Here is an 18,691-nt window from a genome sequence, read left to right as displayed (position 1 = left end):
GCCCCCCACAGACGACCGCGCCCACCGGGGTCTGGCCGGCGGGCGCGGTCTTTCGTCCTCCCCTGCTCCTGCCTACGGCTTCGCGCCCCGCCCCGGCGCGCCGGCCGCCGGCGCGGTGGAGGAGCGCAGCACCAGCGAGGTGGCCAGCGGCGGGACGGGCGCCGCCCGCTCGCCGCGCAGCAGGCCCGCCAGCGCCGCCGCGCCGACCCGGCCCAGCTCCTCGCCGGGCAGGTCGACGGTGGTCAGCGGCGGGGCCAGCAGCGCGGCCACCGCGACGTTGTCCATGCCGACCACCGACAGGTCGGCCGGCACCCTCAGCCCCAGCTCGGCGGCGGCCTGGTACACCCCGGAGGCGACCACGTCGTCGTCGCAGATCACCGCGCGCGGACGGTCCGGGCGCTCCAGCAGGCGGTGCGCCACGCTCCGCGCGGCCGGCTGGCCCTCGTTCAGGCTCACGCCCAACTCCACGACCTCCAGGTCGAGTTCGGCGGCGACCTGCTCGAACGCGGCCTGCCGCACCCGGAACGTGTACGCGGAGTGGGTGGAGCGCAGCCGCCCGATCCGGCGGTGGCCGAGCCCGGCCAGGTGCTCGACGGCGGCGCGCATCCCGCCCGCCACGTCGAGTTCGACGGTCGGCCGGGCCCGGTCGGTGCCCGGGTCGGCGTCGAGGAAGACGACGGGGGTGTCGGCGGGCAGCTCGCCGAGCTGGCTGTCGTCCGGGGAGCAGATCAGCAGGCCGTCGAAGCGGCTGGTGGTGGCGGCCTCCGCGAGGGTGGCGCTCCCCCAGCCGGAGCTGACCACGACCGCCAGGCCGTGCCGGCCGGCCTCCTCGTGGACGCCCTCCAGCACCCGGCCGAAGAACGGGCCGAGGATGTTCGGCACCGCCAGGAGGATCATCCCGCTACGGCCGAGCCGCAGCTGCCGGCCGGCCGCCTGCGGGCGGTAGCCGAGGCTGCGGGCGGCCTCCCTGACCCGCTCCCGGGTGGCGTCGGAGACCCGGCGGCCGGCCTCGGCACCGGAGAAGACCAGCGAGACGGTGGCCTGGGAGACCCCGGCGAGCCTGGCCACGTCCCGGCCGGTGGGCCGGCGCACCGGGGCCGGCCAGGTCCCGGCCTCCCCCTCGACGGACGGCCCGAGCGACGCGGACGGCCCGAGCGACGCGGACGGCCCGGACGGCGGGTCGGCCGGTCCGGGCTCGGAAGCCGCAGAAGCGGAAGCGGGGTCGGGGTCGGGGTCGGAAGCGGAGGCGTCCGAGGCGGCGGATTCGGGCACGGCGGCTGCGGCTACGGGTCCGGCCGGGGTCAGCTCTGCCGGACGGCGGCCGTCCGGGCCGCCTCGTCGACGGCGTCCTCCTCGGCGTTCTGCGCGGCGATCCGCTCGGCGGTACGGCTGCGCAGGCCGGAGACCTTGGTGGTGATCTGGGCGGACATGTCGTCGCGCTGACGGCTCAGCAGCACGTAGCTGAGCGGCGCGGACGCGATCGCGGCCAGCAGGAACAGGAAGATCACTCCGGCCTGGCCGCTGACCGGGATGATCTTGAAGTGCCCGAGCAGCAGGGCGACCAGCAGGCAGCCGAGGAAGATGCTGACCCGCAGGGAGGTGTAGCGGAGCGTGGCGTGCGACTTCTCCTGGCCGGTGCTGCTCACGGGACACATCCTTTTCACTGGTCTGGGCGGGGGCCGGTCTCCCAGTGAAGCATGCCTGACGGGCGGCGCGGGGAAGGGGGCGCCCGTCCCCCCGCCCGCCGCCTCCCGGCCGTCCTGCGGATCAGCGCAGGTCGAGCCACATGGTGATCTCGTCGCGGTCGTCCCCTAGGGCGACCCGGACCGCGGCCGGCACCCGGCCGACCTCCCGGTAGCCGCAGCGGGTGTAGAAACGCTCCAGGCCCTGGCCGCCGCGCGCGGTCAGCCGCAGGCTCTCCAGGCCCCACTCCCGGGCTATCCGCTCGGCCTCGGCGAGCAGCCGGACGCCGTAGCCGCGGCCCTGGCAGTCGGGGTGCACCATGACCCGCTTGAGCATCCGCCAGTGCTCCATCAGGCCGAACCGCATCGACTCGAAGAAGAGGACACCGACGAGCTGGCCGGTGTCACTCTCGTGGGCGACCAGCAGCCGGTCCGGGCCGTCCGGCGCGACCCCGGCGAACTGGTGGTCGGCGGTGTCCCAGACCTCGTCCTCCGTCACCGGCGCCACGAAGCCGACCGCGCCGCCGGCGTTGGTGACGTCGGCCCACAGCCGGACGACGGCGGTGCGCAGGTCCGGGTCGAGCTTCGGGTCCAGGGTGAAGATGAGCGCCATGGCTGCGGAGCCTAGCTCTCCGGTCCGACAGGCCCCCGACCCGCCTTGGGAGCCCGCCTTGGGAGCCCGCCCTACGGGAGGGCCGGGACGACGGGGCGGTCCGGCCGGCTGGTGCGCAGCGCCAGGCAGAGCCCGACGGCGACCACGCACAGGGCGCCGGCGCCGTACCAGGTGAGGTCGTAGTTCCCGAGCGCGTCGCGGGCCAGGCCCGCCAGCCCGGCGACGACGGCCGCACCGATCTGGTGGCTGGCCAGCACCCAGCCGAAGACGATCGGGGCGTCCCCGCCGAAGTGCCGGCGGCACAGCGCGACGGTCGGCGGCACGGTGGCCACCCAGTCCAGGCCGTAGAAGATGACGAAGGCCAGGATCGGCGGTTCCAGCGAGCCTGCGAGCAGCTGCGGCAGCAGGAGCAGCGAGATCCCGCGCAGCCCGTAGTAGGTGACCAGCAGGATCCGGGAGTCGACCCGGTCGGTGAGCCAGCCGCTGAAGATGGTGCCGATCACGTCGAAGACGCCGATCAGGGCGAGCAGGCCGGCCGCGGTGGTCACCGGCATGCCGTGGTCGTGGGCGGCCGGGATGAAGTGGGTGCCGACCAGGCCGGCGGTGGTGGCGCCGCAGATCGCGAAGGAGCCGGACAGCAGCCAGAACGCCCGGCTCCGGGCGGCGTCCCGCAGCACCCGCAGCGAGCGGGTCAGGGCGCGGCCGTCGGCGGCGGGCGCCGGGGGCTCCTCGGTCGCTCCGTACGGGAGCAGGCCGAGGTCGGCGGGCCGCTCGCGCATCAGCAGCAGGACGGGGACGGCGACCGCGCTGGCCGCGAGCGAGACCACGATCACCGCCGAGCGCCAGCCGTGGTGCTCGACCAGCCAGGCGCCGACCGGCAGGAAGACCAGGTTTCCCGCTGCCCCGGCGGCCGTCAGCACGCCGGTGACCAGGCCCTGGCGCGCCTGGAACCAGCGGCCGGTGATGGTGGTGGCGAAGGCGCCGGCCATCGAGCCGCTGCCCAGGCCCACCAGCACGCCCCAGCAGAGCACCAGTTGCCAGGGCTCGCGCATCAGCATGGTGAGCCCGGAACCGACCGAGATGGTCAGCAGCGCGCAGACCACCACCAGGCGCACGCCGAAACGGTCCATCAGGGCGGCGGCGAAGGGGGCGGTGAGGCCGTAGAGGGTCAGGTTGACGGAGGTGGCGCTGGATATCGTCCCGAGCGACCAGCCGAACTCGTTGTGCAGGGCGTCCATCATCAGGCTGGGCGTGGACCGGAAGCCGGCCGAGCCGAGCAGGACCAGCAGCGAGACACCGGCCACCACCCAGGCGTAGTGCACCCGGAAGCGGGCCGGGCGGGCCGGGCGGACAGGTCCTTCGGGGGCGGGCGCGGGGGCGGGGGCGGGGGCGAAGGCGTTGCGTTCGGTCACGCGGACGAGTGTCCCGAAGCGGCGCGGCCGCGACGAGTGGCCTGAATGACAGCTTTCGCAAGAATCGGGCCACGGTCCCGGCGTACCCTGGCCCGAACCGGCCGGACTGGCCCGAACCGGCCGACCGAACCGACTCAACCCGCCGCCCCGACCCGACCGGCCCGGGCGGCCGCACCACCGAAGGGGAACGGCATGGCCCACCTGGTCGCGGTACTCGCCCTCGACGGCGTGATCGCCTTCGAACTCGGCATCCCCGCCCGCATCTTCGGCGGCGCCGAGGACCCGGCCGGACGGCCGCTCTACGAGATCGCCACCTGCACGCTGGACGGCCGGCCGGTCGCCACCAGCGCGGACTTCCGGATCAGCGTCGACCACGGGCCGGAACTGCTGGAGCGGGCCGACACGGTGGTGATCCCGGCCTCCGCCGACGCGAGCGCGGCCACCGTCGACACCGCCTTCACCCCCGAACTGGCCGCCGCACTGCGCCGGATCCGGCCCGGCACCCGGCTGATGTCGATCTGCACCGGCTCCTTCCTGCTGGCCGCCGCCGGACTGCTGGACGGCCGCCCGGCCACCACCCACTGGCGCTACACCCGGCGCTTCGCCGAGCTGTACCCGAAGGTGCGGCTGGACCCGGACGTGCTCTACACCGACGACGGCGACCTCCTCACCTCCGGCGGGGTGGCCGCCGGGGTGGACCTGTGCCTGCACGTGGTCCGCCGCGACCACGGCAGCGCGGTGGCCAACGCGGTGGCCCGCAGCTGCCTGGTGCCGCCGTGGCGCGAGGGCGGCCAGAAGCAGTACGTCGAGGCCCCGAGCCCGGTGGACTCCACCGGCCACGGCACCGCCGCCGTCCGCGCGTGGGCACTGGAACACCTGGACCAGCCGCTGGCGCTGCGCCGACTCGCCGACCGGGCGGGCATGAGCGTGCGGACCTTCACCCGGCGCTTCCGCGAGGAGACCGGCGCCAGCCCCGGGAAGTGGCTCACCGTGCAGCGCACCGAGCGGGCCCGGCAGCTGCTGGAGCGCACCGACCTGACGATCGACCAAGTCGCCCGGGAGTCCGGTTTCGGCACCGCCGCCTCGCTCCGGCTGCAACTGCGCGACCGGCTGGACGTCGCCCCGAGCGCCTACCGGCGTACCTTCCGCACCGTCCCCGGGTGACCCCGGGCGGCTTCAGGTGCCCTGGGCGGCTCTCGGCCGAGTGGCCGGAAAGCGCCGCCGGATGACGGCGGGTCGGATGGCAGCCGGCCGCGTGCACCCCGAGCACGGCGCGGCCGGCCGCCATCCAATCGCGACGCACGGGCCCTGAACCCGCGCCGCGCCCTCCGCACTCGCCAAGGAGCGCCCGCGACCGGCGATCCACGGCCCCCCTGCTGGCGTGGTCCCCCTGGACAACAGCACCGCGGCGGCGTTCGGGCGTCCCCTCGGCGTCCCCTCACTGACGGAGAGCCGCACCCAAGCGTGATCAGTCGGATACGTCACGTCAATGGGTAGTCCGAAATTCGGAATGGTTGCGTCAACTTTCGGCCGGTGATCTCCGCCGGCGATCACCGGCGGGATCGGCAGCGAACCGAGCGGGCCCCGGGGCTGCCGCTGCCGCTACTGCGCCAGCGCCGCCCAGTCCACGCCCGCCAGCGGGTCCGCCGGCCGGGCATCCGCACCGATCTCGCACCACACCCGCTTGCCCGAGCCGTCCGGGAACCAGCCCCAGCGCTCGCAGAGCAGCTCGACCAGCTCCAGACCGCGCCCGTTGGTGGCGTTCTCGTCCGCCCCGGCGTGCCGCGGGGCGGGGGCCGTCCGGCTCGCGTCGGCGACCTCCACCCGCAGCGGGCCGGCCGGCTCGCCGCCCGCCTGGTCCTCCTCCACCGGCAGACAGAGCCGCAGCACCGCCGGACACCCGGTGTGCACCACGGCGTTGGTCACCAGCTCGGAGACCACCAGCACCACCGTCTCGGCGACCGGCGCGTCCGGGTCCACCCCGTGGTTCAGCAACCGCGAGCGCACCCACCGACGGGCCCGGCCGACCTCGGCGGGGTCCGCCCGCACCGCCAGCTGTACCTGAAGAACCTGCACCGCTCCACCACCCGCACTCGCAGTTCGGCCATCGTCCCGATCGGGCCGGATCGTCCAGCCGGCGAACCCTCGCACATCGCCCGGTGCCACCCGGGCCCTCGGCCGGGCTCCCGCCCGGCGCTCACCCGACCTGTCCCGTCCGGGCCAACTCGTCCGTCGCGCACTGGCCGCGACTCGATTACGCCTCAGGATGAGTGGGCGGACGGACCTCGGCAAGCGCTTCGGGCATATTCCAGCGATCGGGGGACAGCGCAGTGCATACTGTCCCGTTCACTCTCGCGAGCCTCGTACCGGCACTCGTCCGGCCCGGGCCGACCCGCCGGTCCCGCAGTGGCGAACCTACCTCCGGACGCCCCGCGCACCCGGCCCGCCACTCGCGAACCACCCGTGCGACATATGTCCAACGGCCTTCGAACAGTGGCCTCCAAGGACCGCCCCGCGCACGGGCCGCCGATCCGAGCGACAACCGGGCGACGGCCGGGCGACAACCCGGCTGGCGACCCGGGCGACGATCCGCAGGCCCGGGTTCCGTTCTTCGGGGAATGCTCCCGCCGCCGACCGGCCGCAAGATACCGTTGGGTACGCCAGCGAAACCCGGGCAGGAGGGTTGGTTCCCGATGGCCACCCCCGACCGCGCGCCGCGCTGGGACGTGCAGCTCCAACACCGCCTCGCCCGCGGCGAGGAGACCGCGCTCGGCGAGATCTACGACCAGCTCGCGCCGATGGTGCACGGACTGGCCGGGCGGATACTCGCCGACCAGGCCGCCGCCGCCCAGCTCACCCGGGAGATATTCGCCCAGGTCTGGGAGCACCCCGAGGACTTCGACCCCGCCCAGGGCTCGCTGCGCTCCTGGCTCGGCGCGCTCACCCACCGCCGCGCGGTCGACCGGCTGCGGGCGCGGCGGGCCGCCGAGCGGGTACCGGGCGGCCCGGGCAGCGGGCTTGACGGACCGGGAGGCAGCGAGCGCGCGGCCGAGGCGGAGATCCGCGCCGTGGCCACCGCCGCGCGCATGCAGTACGTGGTGGACTCCCTGCCCCAACCCCTGCGTGAGACCATCGCGGTGACGTACTACGACGGCCGCACCTACCAGGAGACGGCCCGGCTGCTCGGCATCAGCGAGCAGGCCGCCAAGCAGCGGATGCGGCTCGGCCTGGAACTGCTGGCCACCGAACTGGCCGAGGAGCGCGCCCGCCACGACGAACGGCACGGCCGCGAGGACGGCCGGGAAGACACGGACGACGCGGGCGACAGGGACGACGGGGACAGGGGCGCATGAGCGAGCGGAGCGAGCCCACCACCGAGGAGCGGCACGACGCCCTGCGCTCGCTGCTCGGCGCCTGGGCCCTCGGCGCCTGCCCGAGCCATGACGCCGCCGAGCTGGAGCGGCACCTGCGCACCTGCCCGGAGTGCGCCGAGGAGGCCGCCCGGCTGCGCGAGGCGGCGGGCTGGCTCGCCCTGGACGAGCCGCTGGACCAGCCCAACTCGCTGCGCCAGCAGGTGCTCGACTGGTGCCTGGCCCGCCGCCCGGCCGAACTGCCCGTCCCCGCCTGGGGCATGCCGTACACCGCGGAGACGGCCAAGCTCGACGCGCTGCTGCGCGACCTCGGCCCGGAGGAGTGGCAGGAGGTGGCCGACCTGCCGTGGCACGGCGGCACCGGGCGGCTGCGCCCGGCCGAGGTGCTGTGCCACCTCGCCGCCGTGGACGGCTATCTGGCGCTCGCCCTCGGCCTGCCCGACCCGGTGCCGGCCGGCCCGGGCGCCGCACCGGCCCCGGCCGCCCGGCGGGTGCCGCCGCAGGAGCCGGCCGCGCGGCCGCCGGCGCTCCGGATCCCGCCCCTGCTCCCGCCCCGGGTCCCGCCGCAGGGCGGGCCGTACGCCGGGATCGCCGAGCGCACCGCCCGGCTGGTCGCCGACCAGGCCGGCCTCCCGCCGCAGTCGGTGCGGGAGCGGTGGCGGCGGCAGACCCACGACCTGGTGCGCACCGCCGCGCTCGCCCCGCAGGGCAACACCCCGGTCGACTACGGCTTCGCCGTGCTGCCGCTGCGCGACGCCTTCGTGGACCGCGCCTTCGAGTGCTACGTGCACGGCGAGGACGTGGCCCGCGCGGTCGCCTACCCGTACGACCCGCCGGCGCCCCAGCACCTGCGGCAGATGGTGGACCTGGCGGTCCGGATGGTCCCGCGGGCACTGGCCGACCTGCGTGCCGCCCGCGCCACCCGTCCCGAGCCCGCCGGGGCGCCGACCCTCCCGCCCGTGGCGGACCAGGGTCAGGGCCGGGGCCGGCGGCTGCGGCTGGTGATCGACGGCCCGGCGGCCGGCGAGTGGCTGATACCGCTGGACGGACCGGAGTCGGGGCCGTCCGGCGGCGAACCGGTGGCCTCGATGGTGCTGGACGGCCTGGAGCTCTGCCACTTGGCCGCCGCGCACCGCGATCCGGACCGGCTGCCGGTCGGCGAGCACGGCGACCGGGCCGCGATCCGCGAGGTGCTGCACGCCCTGCCGCTGCTGTCGCGGCCGTAAGCGGCCACAGCCGCCGCAACGGCGGCAACCACACCGGCCGCCGACCGCCCCGGCCTCGCTACGCGAAGACCACCGTGCGGGTGCCGTTCAGCAGCACCCGGTGCTCGCTGTGCCACTTCACCGCACGGGCCAGCGCCTGGCACTCGACGTCCCGGCCGAGCGCGACCAGCTGGTCCGGGGTGACGTCGTGGGTCACCCGGGCCACCTCCTGCTCGATGATCGGGCCCTCGTCGAGGTCGGCGGTGACGTAGTGCGCGGTGGCGCCGATCAGCTTCACGCCCCGGGCGTGCGCCTGGTGGTAGGGCTTGGCGCCCTTGAAGCTCGGCAGGAAGGAGTGGTGGATGTTGATCACCCGGCCGGACAGCGCGGTGCACAGCTGGTCCGAGAGCACCTGCATGTAGCGGGCCAGCACGACCAGCTCGACGTCCTCCTTGGCGACCAGGTCCAGCAGCTGCTGCTCGGCGTCGGCCTTGGTGTCCCGGGTGACCGGGATGTGGTGGAACGGGACGCCGTAGCTCTCGGTCAGGTCGCGCAGGTCGGTGTGGTTGGACACCACCGCGGCGATCTCCACCGGCAGGGCACCGATCCGGGTGCGGTAGAGCAGGTCGTTCAGGCAGTGCCCGAACTTGCTGACCATGAGGACGATCCGCATCCGCTGCTCGGTCGGGTGGATCTGCCAGTCCATCCCGAACGAGGCCCCGATCGCCGCGAAGCTGGCCCGCAGCTTGTCGGCGGTGACCGGCTCGGCGGCGGAGAAGTGCACCCGCATGAAGAACAGCCCGCTGTCCCCGTCGCCGAACTGCTGGCTGTCGATGATGTTGCAGCCGGTCATGAAGAGGTAGCTGGAGACGGCGTGGACGATGCCCTGCTTGTCGGGGCAGGACAGCGTGAGGACGTACTGGGCGCTGGCCGGCTGCTGGTCCACTGGGGGTATCCCGTCCTGAGGTCGTGGCGTTCGTGGGTGGTCCAGCGTGTCACATCCTGGACAGCCGCCGCCCCGCTGCCCGTACTGCGGGACGGCACTGCTCAGCGGCCCGACCGGACACCCGGCCGGCGGCCCCGCCGTCGGCCCGGGCTCAGACCCGGGCTCAGACCCGGGCTCAGACCCGGGTGAGGATGCGCAGCACGTCCAGCGACTTGGGCGCCGCGTCCGGGTCGTCCCCGTCGTTCACCGCCAGCGCGACGTGCGCCTCGCGCGCGGCCCGGACCGCCTCCGGCCAGCCGGGGTGGCCGAAGTAGGCGGAGGCGTGGGCGTCCGCGCCGACCTCGTGCAGCAGCTGGACCACCCGCAGCACCGCGACGTCGACCAGGGCGGCCTCGGCGGAGTCGCGGAAGATCGTGCCCACGTACTTCTCGGCCGACCAGTGGTCCAGCCAGGTGTCCTCGACCAGCCGGTAGACGGCGTCGGTCACGTCGCCGTACCCCTCCCGGCCGTTCAGCCAGGTCTCCTGCTGGAAACCGGGGTCGGACAACATGTGCAGCGCCGAGCGCAGTCGGGCTCGCCAGCGCCACCAGGGCAGGTCGTTGAGCGGCATGCCGTTCATCGTGCTGGAGCGGTGGCCCGGACGAGAAGTGTTTCGGGCAGACCGATGCGAAGAATCTGTGCTGGCGGACATGGAGAACGATCGTACGTTCCCTGTCCGTTCGTACTCCACTCCCGATCTACACGCGTACCCCGCCTGATTTCAGCTCCCGTTACCCGGCCGTTCGTACTTCGGCCCTCTCGGCGTGTGGCGCCGGGGCTTGGCTTGCTCCGGTGCGCCGGATGGCGCCCCAGAGAGGGAAGACCGATGACCAGCCGAAGGGACCCGTTCCAGCCCCGGCACCAGTTCGCGCGGCGCCGCCGCCGCCCGATCGCCGCGGCCGCCACCGCCGCGGCCCTGTTCCCCACCCTCTTCTCGGCCTCCGCGTGCGGCGGACCGGCCGATGCCTCCACCAACGGCGGCGACCTCACCGTGATGACCTGGTCCCCGTCCGGCACCGGCTCCGCCGACCGGCCCGGCATGACCGCGCTCGCCGAGGCGATCGGCCGGGACGTCAACCTCAAGGGCGGACTGAACGGCCGCCGGCTTCAGGTGCTCACCTGCAACGAGCACAACACCTCCGAAGGCGCCAAGGCCTGCGCCCAGCGGGCGGTGGACGCCAAGGCGGTCGCCGTGATCGGCTCCTACAGCCAGTACGGCTTCGACTTCATGCCCGTCCTGGAGCGCGCCGGCATCCCCCTGATCGGCGGCTACGGGCTCTCCCAGCCCGAGTTCAGCAGCCCGCTCTCGTACCCGGTGGACGGCGGCATGCCTGCACTGATCGGCGGCAGCGGCCGTCAGCTGGTCGAAGCCGGCTGCAAGGCCGTCGCACTCGTCCGCCCGGACACCCCGTCCGGCGACAACCTGCTCGGCTACCTGGCCAACGCGCTCAAGCCGGCCGGCATCAAGCTGCTCGACGTCAAGGCGCCCGAGCAGTCCACCGACTACACGGCGGTGGCCCGCAAGGCGATCGGCAGGGACGAAGCGGCGAACTGCGTCACCAGCGCCCTCGCCGCCGAGCCGACCGGCAACCTGCTGGACTCCTACCGTCGGCTGAACCCGAGGAACACCCGGTTCGCCTCGGTGATCGGCAGCGTGCAGCAGTCGGTGGTCGACTCCACCGGCGGCGACTCCGGCCCACTGGCCGGCACCTACGTCACCAGCTGGTACCCGCCGGAGTCGGCGAAGGTCTGGGACGGGCTGCGCGCGGTGGTGCGCGCCGACACCACCGGCAGCCACACCATCGACGTCTCCGATCCCGGCGTGCAGACCACCTGGGTCGCGTACGAGGTGTTCCGGCTGGTCGCCGAGAAGGTCGCGGCGTCCGGCCGGCAGGTCACCGAGAAGACCGTCACCGGGCTGCTGGACAGCGGTGAGAGCATCGACGTCGGCCTCACCCCGCCGCTGAACTGGGGCACCCCCAACATGCTGCCCAGCACCGAATCCCCGCGGCTGGTGAACACCTGGGTCACCTACCAGGTGGTCAAGGGCGGCCGGATGACCCTCCAGCAGCCGGGCTTCGTGGACATCCGCTGGGTGCTCACCGGGGGCCGCCCGCCGGCGTGACGCCCGGGCGGCGCAGGACGGCCGGTGAAGGACAGCCGACGCAGCACGGACGACAGGGGGACGGACGACGAAGGGGCGGGCCGGCGGGCCCGTTCCCCCGTCCGTCCTACAGGTCGCCGTCGCTGCGGCTGGGCAGGCCGGTCTGGGTGGCGATCGCGTTCCACAGGGTCGAGGCCTGCTTCTTCGCGGTGGTCGCCGTGCCGCTGGCCTGGACGGCGTTCTTGTAGTGCTGGTTGTCCAGCTTCTTGGGGTCACAGGCGCCGGGCGCCTGTGAGTCCCCGGCCCAGGCCGCGTACTCGTCGTCGGCCTGCGCGGAGGCGGTCCACGCCGCATTGAGCTGCTCGACCAGCTGCTGGCCGCCGGGCAGCTTGTCGGCCTTCAGCTGGCCGAGCTTGGTCTGGAGTTCGCGCCGCTTGCCGGCCGCGCCGGTGAGCGCCTGCTGCGACTCGGGCAGCTTGTCGCACTTCTGCACCGCGGCGACCGCGCCGACCACCGCCGAGCGGCTGTCGCTCGCGGTGCCGAGCAGGTCCGACAGCGGCTGCGCCTGGGCCTTGACCGCCGGGTCGACGGTGGTGCCCGAGCTGCTCGCGCTCGCCGTGCCGGGGGTGGCGCTGCCGGTGGCGGCCACCGGGAGGGTCTTCTTGGCGTCGGCGGCGGGGGTGGTGTCGTCCCCGTTCACCAGGACGGCGACCAGGATGCCGGCCACCGCGAAACCGGCCACCACCCCACCGATGATCAGCTTGTTGGACGGGCGGCCGCCCCGGGCGGCCGGAGCCTGCGCGCCCGCCTGGGTGGTGTCGAAGCCCTGCCCGTGGTCCTGGGCGTAGCCCTGCCCGTGCCCGTGGTCCTGCCCGTAGCCCTGGCCGTAGTTCTGCCCGTAGTCCTGACCGGGGTAGGCCGGCGCCGGCGGCGGCTGCCCGGCCTGCGAGTAGCCCTGGTAGCCGCCCGGGCCGGGCTGCTGCGGGTAGCCGGCCTGGGACTGGCCCGTGGGGTACCCGCCCGCGTACGGGTCCGCGCCCGGGTACGGCGGGAGGTGCTGCGTCTCCGGCGCCGGCTCGTGCTGCGGGACGCCGTAACCGGGCTGCGGAGCGCCGGCCCACGGGGCGGGCTGGGCCGGCATGGCCTGGGTCGGCCGCGCGTGCCCGCCCTCGCCGAGGTACTCCGGCTGCCCGGACGGCTGCCCCACCGGCGGCACGCCCGTCTGCCCCTGCGGGTGGCCCTGGGGGTGACCCTGCGGCTGGCCCGGCGCGCCGCCCTGGGTCTGGCCGGGCTCGGGGCGGAACAGGTCGTCCAGGTTGAAGTCACCCGAGTTGGGGTACGAGCGGCGCTGGCTCAACGCGATTCCTCACCTGTGCACGACCGCGCGCTGACGGCGGACCACATCTCGTCGGTTCTTGGGGGCATCACAGTTCCTTGGACGTCGCGCCCACGCTACCGGTTCGCCGAACCGGGTGACCACGCGGGCGGGACATCCCTCACGCTCCCCTCACCCCGCCCCGCCGGGGCCCGGGGCCTTGGACCCGCCCTGGCGCCCCGGGCGCGACACTAGGCGGCCTCCGCATCCGCCCGGGCGTGGAACTCGCGGACCACCCGCTGCTCCCGGTAGGGCTCCAGCCTGCGCCGGAACTCGTCCAGGTACTCCACGCCCCGGTTGGACCGCAGCCCGCTCAGCAACCGGACCGCCTGCGCGCCCGTCTCACAGGCGCGTTCGAGGTCCCGCTGCTGCAACTGGGCGGTGGCGAGCAGGACGAGGTCCACCGCGCGGCGGCGGACCCGGGTCGGCGGGTGCAGGTCGAGCGCCCGGCGGGCGTAGTGCTCGGCCTGACCGGCCTGCTCCAAGTCCCGGTGGCAGTGGGCCAGTTCGTCCGACAGGTAGGCGTCGTCGAAGTGGACGATCCAGTCCGGGTCGTCCTCCGGGCGGCGCTTCTCCATCATCTCCAGCGCCTTGGCCGACACCGCCTCGCAGGAGCGGGCGTCCCCCAGCAGGGCGTGGCCGCGGGCCTCGGCGGCGTAGAACATCGCCATCGCCGTCGGGGTGGCGACCGTCCGGGCGCCCTCCTGCGCGGCACGGGCGAGCTGGGCGATCTCCCGCGGGTTGCCGAGCGTCGCCGCCAGGTGGCTCATCGACGCCGCCAGCACGTAGCCGCCGTAGCCGCGGTCGTCGGCCGCCTGGGCGAGCCGGAGCGCCTGGATGTAGTAGCGCTGGGCCAGGCCGGGCTGGCCGGTGTCCACCGCCATGTATCCGGCCAGTTCGGTCAACCGGGCCACCGCGGCGAAGAGTTGGCGCCCGGTCTCGTCCCGGTACGCCCCGCCGAGCAGGCTGGAGACCACCGAGTTGAGGTAGTGCACGACCACCGGGCGCACGTGACCGCTGCCGAAGCGGTGGTCCAGGTCGACCAGCATCGTGGTGGTGGCCTTGATCGCGGCCACGTCGGTCGGGCCGACCCGGGGGCCGCCGGTGCGGGCCACCACCGGGTCGGGCGGGGTGATCAGCCAGTCCCGGCTGGGCTCCACCAGCGCGGAGGCCGCGACCGTGGCCCCGGTCAGGAAGTCCCGCCGTCCGACGTCGCTGCGCCAGAGCTCGCAGACCTGCTCCAGGGCGGCGTTCAGGGTCGGCGCGAACTGGAGCCCGATACCGGAGCTGAGGTTCTTGCCGTCGGCCATGCCGATCTCCTCGACCGACACGCTGCGGCCGAGCTTGCGGCCGAGGGCCTCGGCGATCACCGCCGGCGCCTGCCCGCGCGGCTGCTGCCCGCGCAGCCAGCGGGCGACGGAGGTCTTGTCGTACCGCAGGTCCAGACCGTGCTCGGCGCCGCAGAGGTTGACCCTCCGGGCCAGGCCGGCGTTGGAGCAGCTGGCCTCCTGGATCAGTTGCTGCAGACGCTCGTTGGGCTGTCGTGCGACGAGTGGTCTTGCGGCCATTGGGTTTCGCCTCCCCACACCCTCCGGTCCCGGCCGGCGGGCGACGATTCTGCTGATCTGTTGCCGACTGTCCGACCGTCCAAGGAATCTGACACCAGGTTAGCGATCAGCAACGCCAGCGGGATACCCACGGTGACGATCCGCACCCCCCACGCGCCCTGGGAAATGCTCCTGTGCGCCCCCACTGCGCCTGCCTCCGCCCGCCTCAACTCGGTCGAGTAACCGGTTCGGGTGACATTGCCGGTATACGCCCAACCGGCTTGCGCCGGGCCGTAACCAGCCTCACACACGGTAGTTGAGCAGCGTGTGGAAGACATCCCCGACTCCCCCGACCAGGGCAAGACCGCCGCACTGCCCCCGCTGCTCATCGAAGCCGTCGGCTACGCCGAGAACCGCCACTGGGAGGTCGCTCCCGGCGCCTGGCTGATCGACGGCGACGGGCCCGCCCGCTGCTCCTGCGGCGACCGGCGCTGCCTGCTGCCGGGGGCCCACCCGCTCGACGCGGACTGGGCCCGCAAGGCGAGCGCCGGGCCGGGGGCGGTGCGGCGCTGGTGGACCGAGCGGCCGCAGGCCTCGATCCTGCTGCCCACCGGCCGGTCCTTCGACGTCCTGGACGTCCCGGAGACGGCCGGCTGCCTGGCGCTGGCGCGGATGGAGCGGATGGACCTCCAGCTGGGCCCGGTCGCGGTGCTGCCCGCCTCGCCCGGCCGGATCGGCCGGCGGCTGCACTTCCTGGTGCTGCCCGGGGTCGCGGCCAAGCTGCCGGAGATGCTCCGCAAGCTCGGCTGGCCGCCCGGTCGGCTGGACCTGGTGGCCCGCGGCGAAGGGGACTGGACGGTCGCCCCGCCCTCCCGGATCGGCGGCACCGGCTACGCCCAGTGGGCCCGCTCCCCCTCGGCGCTCAACCGCTGGCTGCCCGACGCCGCCGAGCTGATCAGCCCGCTCGCGTACGCCTGCGGACGCGAGGCGCCCGCGGCCGCCCACCCCCAGCCCGCCCAGCCGGCGGCAGCGGTGCGCTGAACGGGCGCGGCAACGGTTCACCGCCGCGGTTCACCGCCGCGGTTCACCACCCTGGTTCACCGTCTCGTGAACGGCCTCGTGAACCGCCCCGATTCACTGCCCCGATTCACCACCCCGTGAACGGCCGCCCTCCGCCTATCGGGTGAGGGCGCGCAGCGCGCGACACCCCGCGCCCGGCTGACGGGCCTTGTCTCCCACCGGAGGCGAGGCCCGTCACACGCATGTGCGGATAAGGCCTCCGTGTACCCGCTGACCATGGGCGAAAGCCCCCCGGACGAGTGACAACGCTCAAGGATTGCCATGATCGGCCGAGGGGAGGAATTGCGGTGCGAGGGGACGCCGGAGGGAGCGCTCGGACGGGGAAGCCGGGCGAGGCGGTGGAGGGGCCGGGAGGGAACGGAGGGGATGGGAGGGACGGAGGGGACAGGGAGGGAACGGGGAGGCGAAAGGGCCCGCTGCACGGGGAGCAGCGGGCCCTTCGCGTCGTTCCGGGAAGCACGTTCCCCGGGCCCGGAAGCGTTCCTCCGGGCCCGGGGGGGCGCGTTCCTCAGGCCTGGGCGACGAAGACGTGCTGGGCGATGTCCTTGCCCAGCTCCGCCGCGTTCTCCCCGGTGCCGACCAGCACGCCGCCGACGCCGGCGCTGACCCGCACGGTGGAGCCCGGCCGGATCCCGGCCCGGCGCAGCGTGCGCATCAGTTCGCCGTCGGTCTGGATCGGCTCGCCGATCCGGCGGACCACCACGCTGGCGCCGCCGTCACCCGGCTTGACGGTGTCCAGCGGGACGAGCGCGGCGTCGAAGCCCTCGCCCTCGGCCTTGGCGTCGCCCAGCTCGTCCAGGCCCGGGATCGGGTTGCCGTACGGGGACTGGGTCGGGTGGCCGAGCATGGCGAGCACCTTTCGCTCGACCGTCTCGCTCATCACGTGCTCCCAGCGGCAGGCCTCCTCGTGGACCTGCTCCCACTCCAGTCCGATCACGTCGACGAGCAGGCACTCGGCGATGCGGTGCTTGCGCATGACGCGCACGGCGAGCCGGCGCCCGTCGTCGGTCAGTTCGAGGTGGCGGTCCCCCGCCACCTGCAACAACCCGTCGCGCTCCATCCGGCCGACCGTCTGGCTGACCGTCGGGCCGCTCTGCTCCAGTCGCTCGGCGATCCGGGCGCGCATCGGGACGATGCCTTCCTCCTCCAGCTCCAGGATGGTGCGAAGGTACATCTCAGTGGTGTCGATCAGCCCAGACATCGCCGCTGGCTCCGTTCTTCGGTGTCCTCACCGCCAATTCTGACGTACTGCACCGACAACCGGGCCCGCGCAAGGGCCCCGGGTCCCGGTTTTCGTTCCTGTTGACAGCGGTGCCGCCTGGGCGCCACGGTGCTCGCCGTAGCTTTCTCCACTGGCGGCCCGGACCCGACCGGCCCGCCCCACCCGGCCGGCTCCCCCACCGGCAGAGAGCGAAGGCAACAGATGAACGACCTGGTCGGCCGGTACTTCGACGCCGCGATCGCCCATCTCCAGCGGGTCCGGGAGGAGGAGGCCGACGCCATCGAGGCCGCCGCGGCGCTGCTCGCCGAGGCGATCACCGAGGGCCGCCGGGTGTTCACCTTCGGCGCCGGGCACTCCGCGCTGCCGGCCCAGGACGTGGTCTACCGGGCCGGCGGGCTGGTCCCGATGAACCTGTTGAACGTCCCCGGGATGGCGGGGGTGACGGTGATGCCCGCGCCGCTGGCCAGCGCGCTGGAGCGGGTGTCCGGCCTGGCCACCACCACCCTGGACCTGACCCCGGCCGCCTCCGGCGACCTGCTGTTCGTGATCTCGCTGTCCGGCCGCCAGGTGATGCCGGTCGAGCTGGCCCGGTACGCCCGGGACCGCGGCCTGAAGGTGATCGGCGTGACCTCGCTGGCGTACCCGGGCGAGGTGCCCCCGGCGCACCCGTCCGGCACGTACCTGAAGGACAACTGCGACGTGGTGCTGGACAGCAAGATCGCGGTCGGGGACGGCGAGCTGACCCACCCGGCCGCCGAGACCACCTTCGGCCCGGTCTCCACCATCGTGACCAGCGCGCTCATGCAGGCCGTGGTCGCCTCGGCGGTCGGCCGGCTGGCCGACGCGGCGGCCGAGGGCACCGCCGCGGCCCCGCCGCTGTTCCGCTCCGGCAACGTCCCCGGCGGCACCGAGTGGAACGCCAAGCAGATGGCCGACAACGCCGACCGGATCCTCTACACCTACTGACGCCCACCGGTCGCGCCCACGGGCACGCCGGGCCACGCAGGGTGTCCGCCCGCCCACCGAACGTACCCGGGCCGGACAATCCACCGGGGCATCCCGGCCATTGCGGGCGGCCCGGGGGCGGGCCAGGCGTACCGGGAAGCCGCCCGGGGCAGGAGGGCGGTGCGACCGGAGCGACGGGTGGGGGCCGGACATGGCGTCTGGGGCGGGACGGACGGGGTGGGTGCGCGAGCGGGAACTGCTGCCCGGGTTCTTCTGGGCCGCCGACGCGGCCTCGCTGCGCGGCCAGCGGCGTTCGGTGCTGCTCTCCGCCTGGGAGCTGCTCCTGCTGGTGGCCGCCGCCGCGACCGGCTCGGCCGACGGCGAGCCGTGGGCCTGGCCGGCGGCCGCCGCCTACCTCGGCGCGATCGTCCTCGCGGTGGTGATCAGCCGGCAGAACCCGCAGGGGCTCTGGTACGAGGGCCGGGCCGCCGCCGAGTCGGTCAAGACGCTGGCCTGGAAGTTCGCCGTCCGGGCGGACGCCTACCAGCCGCCGCCGCACACCCTGCCGGACGCGGAGGGCCTGTACCGCGTCCAGCTCGGCGGGGTGCTGGGCGCCTTCCGGGACAGCCGGGTGGTCACGCCGGGCGCCGGGGCGGAGCTCGCCGGGATCACGGCGGCGATGCGCGACCTGCGCGAGCAGCCGCTCGCGGTGCGGCGCGAGGTGTACCTGCGGGAGCGGATCCAGGTGCAGCACGACTGGTACCGCGCCAAGTCCCGGTACTGCGCCCGGGCCGGAGCCCTGGCGGGGGTGCTGGGCGTGGTGCTCCCGGCGCTCGGGCTGGTGCTCGCGGTGCTGCGGGCGCTCGGCGCGTTCACCTACGACGCGTTGGGCACCGTCTCGGCGGTGGCCGCCTCGATCACCGCGTGGGCGCAGCTGCGCCAGTACCGCCCGCTGGCCGCCGCGTACGGGCTGGCCGCCGACGAGCTGGAGCTCATCCGGCGCCAACTGGCCCGGCTGGACGTGGAGTCGGCGGACGCCGAGGAGCTCTGGGCCCGGCTGGCCCGGGACGCCGAGGACGCGGTCTCCCGCGAGCACACCACCTGGCAGGCCCGCCGGGAGATCCGCACCACCACCGACCGGGACCACTGA

General features: G+C 74.5%; 17 protein-coding genes. 7 read left to right on the top strand and 10 right to left on the bottom strand.

Features of this window, described 5'->3' with window-relative positions; translation table 11 throughout:
* Nucleotides 1–72: 72 nt before the first annotated feature.
* The 4 genes from AB0P03_RS32055 to AB0P03_RS32040 all read right to left on the bottom strand — a co-directional run bounded on the left by AB0P03_RS32055 (nucleotide 73) and on the right by AB0P03_RS32040 (nucleotide 3,617).
* The gene (locus AB0P03_RS32055; protein ID WP_363632128.1) at nucleotides 73–1,272 is read right to left on the bottom strand and encodes a LacI family DNA-binding transcriptional regulator; all 1,200 of its coding nucleotides are present in this window, start codon (nucleotides 1,270–1,272) and stop codon (nucleotides 73–75) included.
* Nucleotides 1,273–1,301: 29 nt separating this feature from the next.
* Complete coding sequence (locus tag AB0P03_RS32050; RefSeq protein ID WP_063348160.1) at nucleotides 1,302–1,646, bottom strand: DUF4229 domain-containing protein; 345 nt, start codon at nucleotides 1,644–1,646, stop codon at nucleotides 1,302–1,304.
* Between the two features lie 121 nt (nucleotides 1,647–1,767).
* Complete coding sequence (locus tag AB0P03_RS32045; RefSeq protein WP_363585019.1) at nucleotides 1,768–2,295, bottom strand: GNAT family N-acetyltransferase; 528 nt, start codon at nucleotides 2,293–2,295, stop codon at nucleotides 1,768–1,770.
* A 71-nt stretch (nucleotides 2,296–2,366) separates the two neighbouring features.
* On the bottom strand, nucleotides 2,367–3,617 hold the full coding sequence (locus tag AB0P03_RS32040) for an MFS transporter (RefSeq protein WP_363585074.1): 1,251 nt from the start codon (nucleotides 3,615–3,617) through the stop codon (nucleotides 2,367–2,369).
* A 282-nt stretch (nucleotides 3,618–3,899) separates the two neighbouring features.
* Here AB0P03_RS32040 and AB0P03_RS32035 point away from each other — a divergent pair, with 282 nt between their 5' ends.
* On the top strand, nucleotides 3,900–4,871 hold the full coding sequence (locus AB0P03_RS32035; RefSeq protein ID WP_363585017.1) for a helix-turn-helix domain-containing protein: 972 nt from the start codon (nucleotides 3,900–3,902) through the stop codon (nucleotides 4,869–4,871).
* Nucleotides 4,872–5,309: 438 nt separating this feature from the next.
* Here AB0P03_RS32035 and AB0P03_RS32030 read toward each other — a convergent pair whose 3' ends face one another.
* Nucleotides 5,310–5,783 (bottom strand): ATP-binding protein, encoded by a 474-nt coding sequence (locus tag AB0P03_RS32030; protein ID WP_350877591.1) that lies wholly within the window; start codon nucleotides 5,781–5,783, stop codon nucleotides 5,310–5,312.
* 617 nt (nucleotides 5,784–6,400) lie between these two features.
* On the opposite strand from AB0P03_RS32030, the gene AB0P03_RS32025 reads away from it, so the two are divergent.
* On the top strand, nucleotides 6,401–7,060 hold the full coding sequence (locus AB0P03_RS32025; protein WP_363632126.1) for a sigma-70 family RNA polymerase sigma factor: 660 nt from the start codon (nucleotides 6,401–6,403) through the stop codon (nucleotides 7,058–7,060).
* Nucleotides 7,057–8,304 carry a zf-HC2 domain-containing protein gene (locus AB0P03_RS32020; RefSeq protein ID WP_363632125.1) on the top strand — a complete coding sequence of 416 codons (1,248 nt, stop codon included), beginning with the start codon at nucleotides 7,057–7,059 and terminating at the stop codon, nucleotides 8,302–8,304. Before AB0P03_RS32025 ends, AB0P03_RS32020 begins: the two co-directional genes overlap by 4 nt.
* 58 nt (nucleotides 8,305–8,362) lie before the next feature.
* Here the strand turns inward: AB0P03_RS32020 and purU are convergent, their stop codons facing one another.
* Nucleotides 8,363–9,238, bottom strand: a complete 876-nt coding sequence (gene purU / locus AB0P03_RS32015; protein ID WP_063348167.1) for a formyltetrahydrofolate deformylase — start codon at nucleotides 9,236–9,238, stop codon at nucleotides 8,363–8,365.
* A gap of 166 nt (nucleotides 9,239–9,404) precedes the next feature.
* A complete protein-coding gene (locus tag AB0P03_RS32010; protein WP_107452888.1) occupies nucleotides 9,405–9,839 on the bottom strand; it encodes a hypothetical protein in 435 nt (144 codons plus the stop codon).
* Nucleotides 9,840–10,094: 255 nt separating this feature from the next.
* Here AB0P03_RS32010 and AB0P03_RS32005 point away from each other — a divergent pair, with 255 nt between their 5' ends.
* Complete coding sequence (locus AB0P03_RS32005) at nucleotides 10,095–11,393, top strand: ABC transporter substrate-binding protein (protein ID WP_363632123.1); 1,299 nt, start codon at nucleotides 10,095–10,097, stop codon at nucleotides 11,391–11,393.
* Between the two features lie 106 nt (nucleotides 11,394–11,499).
* On the opposite strand, the gene AB0P03_RS32000 is transcribed toward AB0P03_RS32005, so the two are convergent.
* Nucleotides 11,500–12,729: a hypothetical protein gene (locus AB0P03_RS32000; protein ID WP_363585008.1), complete on the bottom strand. Its 1,230-nt coding sequence runs from the start codon at nucleotides 12,727–12,729 to the stop codon at nucleotides 11,500–11,502.
* Between the two features lie 209 nt (nucleotides 12,730–12,938).
* Nucleotides 12,939–14,315, bottom strand: a complete 1,377-nt coding sequence (locus tag AB0P03_RS31995) for a transcriptional regulator (RefSeq protein ID WP_350877580.1) — start codon at nucleotides 14,313–14,315, stop codon at nucleotides 12,939–12,941.
* 306 nt (nucleotides 14,316–14,621) lie between these two features.
* On the opposite strand from AB0P03_RS31995, the gene AB0P03_RS31990 reads away from it, so the two are divergent.
* On the top strand, nucleotides 14,622–15,335 hold the full coding sequence (locus AB0P03_RS31990; RefSeq protein ID WP_363585006.1) for a bifunctional DNA primase/polymerase: 714 nt from the start codon (nucleotides 14,622–14,624) through the stop codon (nucleotides 15,333–15,335).
* 547 nt (nucleotides 15,336–15,882) lie between these two features.
* Here AB0P03_RS31990 and AB0P03_RS31985 read toward each other — a convergent pair.
* Nucleotides 15,883–16,575, bottom strand: coding sequence for a metal-dependent transcriptional regulator (locus tag AB0P03_RS31985; RefSeq protein ID WP_350877579.1), 693 nt, complete (start codon nucleotides 16,573–16,575; stop codon nucleotides 15,883–15,885).
* Between the two features lie 222 nt (nucleotides 16,576–16,797).
* Between AB0P03_RS31985 and AB0P03_RS31980 the strand changes: the two genes are divergently transcribed.
* Nucleotides 16,798–17,562 carry a sugar isomerase domain-containing protein gene (locus AB0P03_RS31980; protein WP_363632121.1) on the top strand — a complete coding sequence of 255 codons (765 nt, stop codon included), beginning with the start codon at nucleotides 16,798–16,800 and terminating at the stop codon, nucleotides 17,560–17,562.
* 220 nt (nucleotides 17,563–17,782) lie between these two features.
* Nucleotides 17,783–18,691, top strand: coding sequence for a DUF4231 domain-containing protein (locus tag AB0P03_RS31975; RefSeq protein WP_363585002.1), 909 nt, complete (start codon nucleotides 17,783–17,785; stop codon nucleotides 18,689–18,691).

This window comes from Kitasatospora sp. NPDC088779, assembly GCF_040685395.1.
Lineage (GTDB): Bacteria > Actinomycetota > Actinomycetes > Streptomycetales > Streptomycetaceae > Kitasatospora.
The sequence above is the reverse complement of the archived record's forward strand: the minus strand, read 5'-3'. Positions and strand labels throughout refer to the sequence as shown.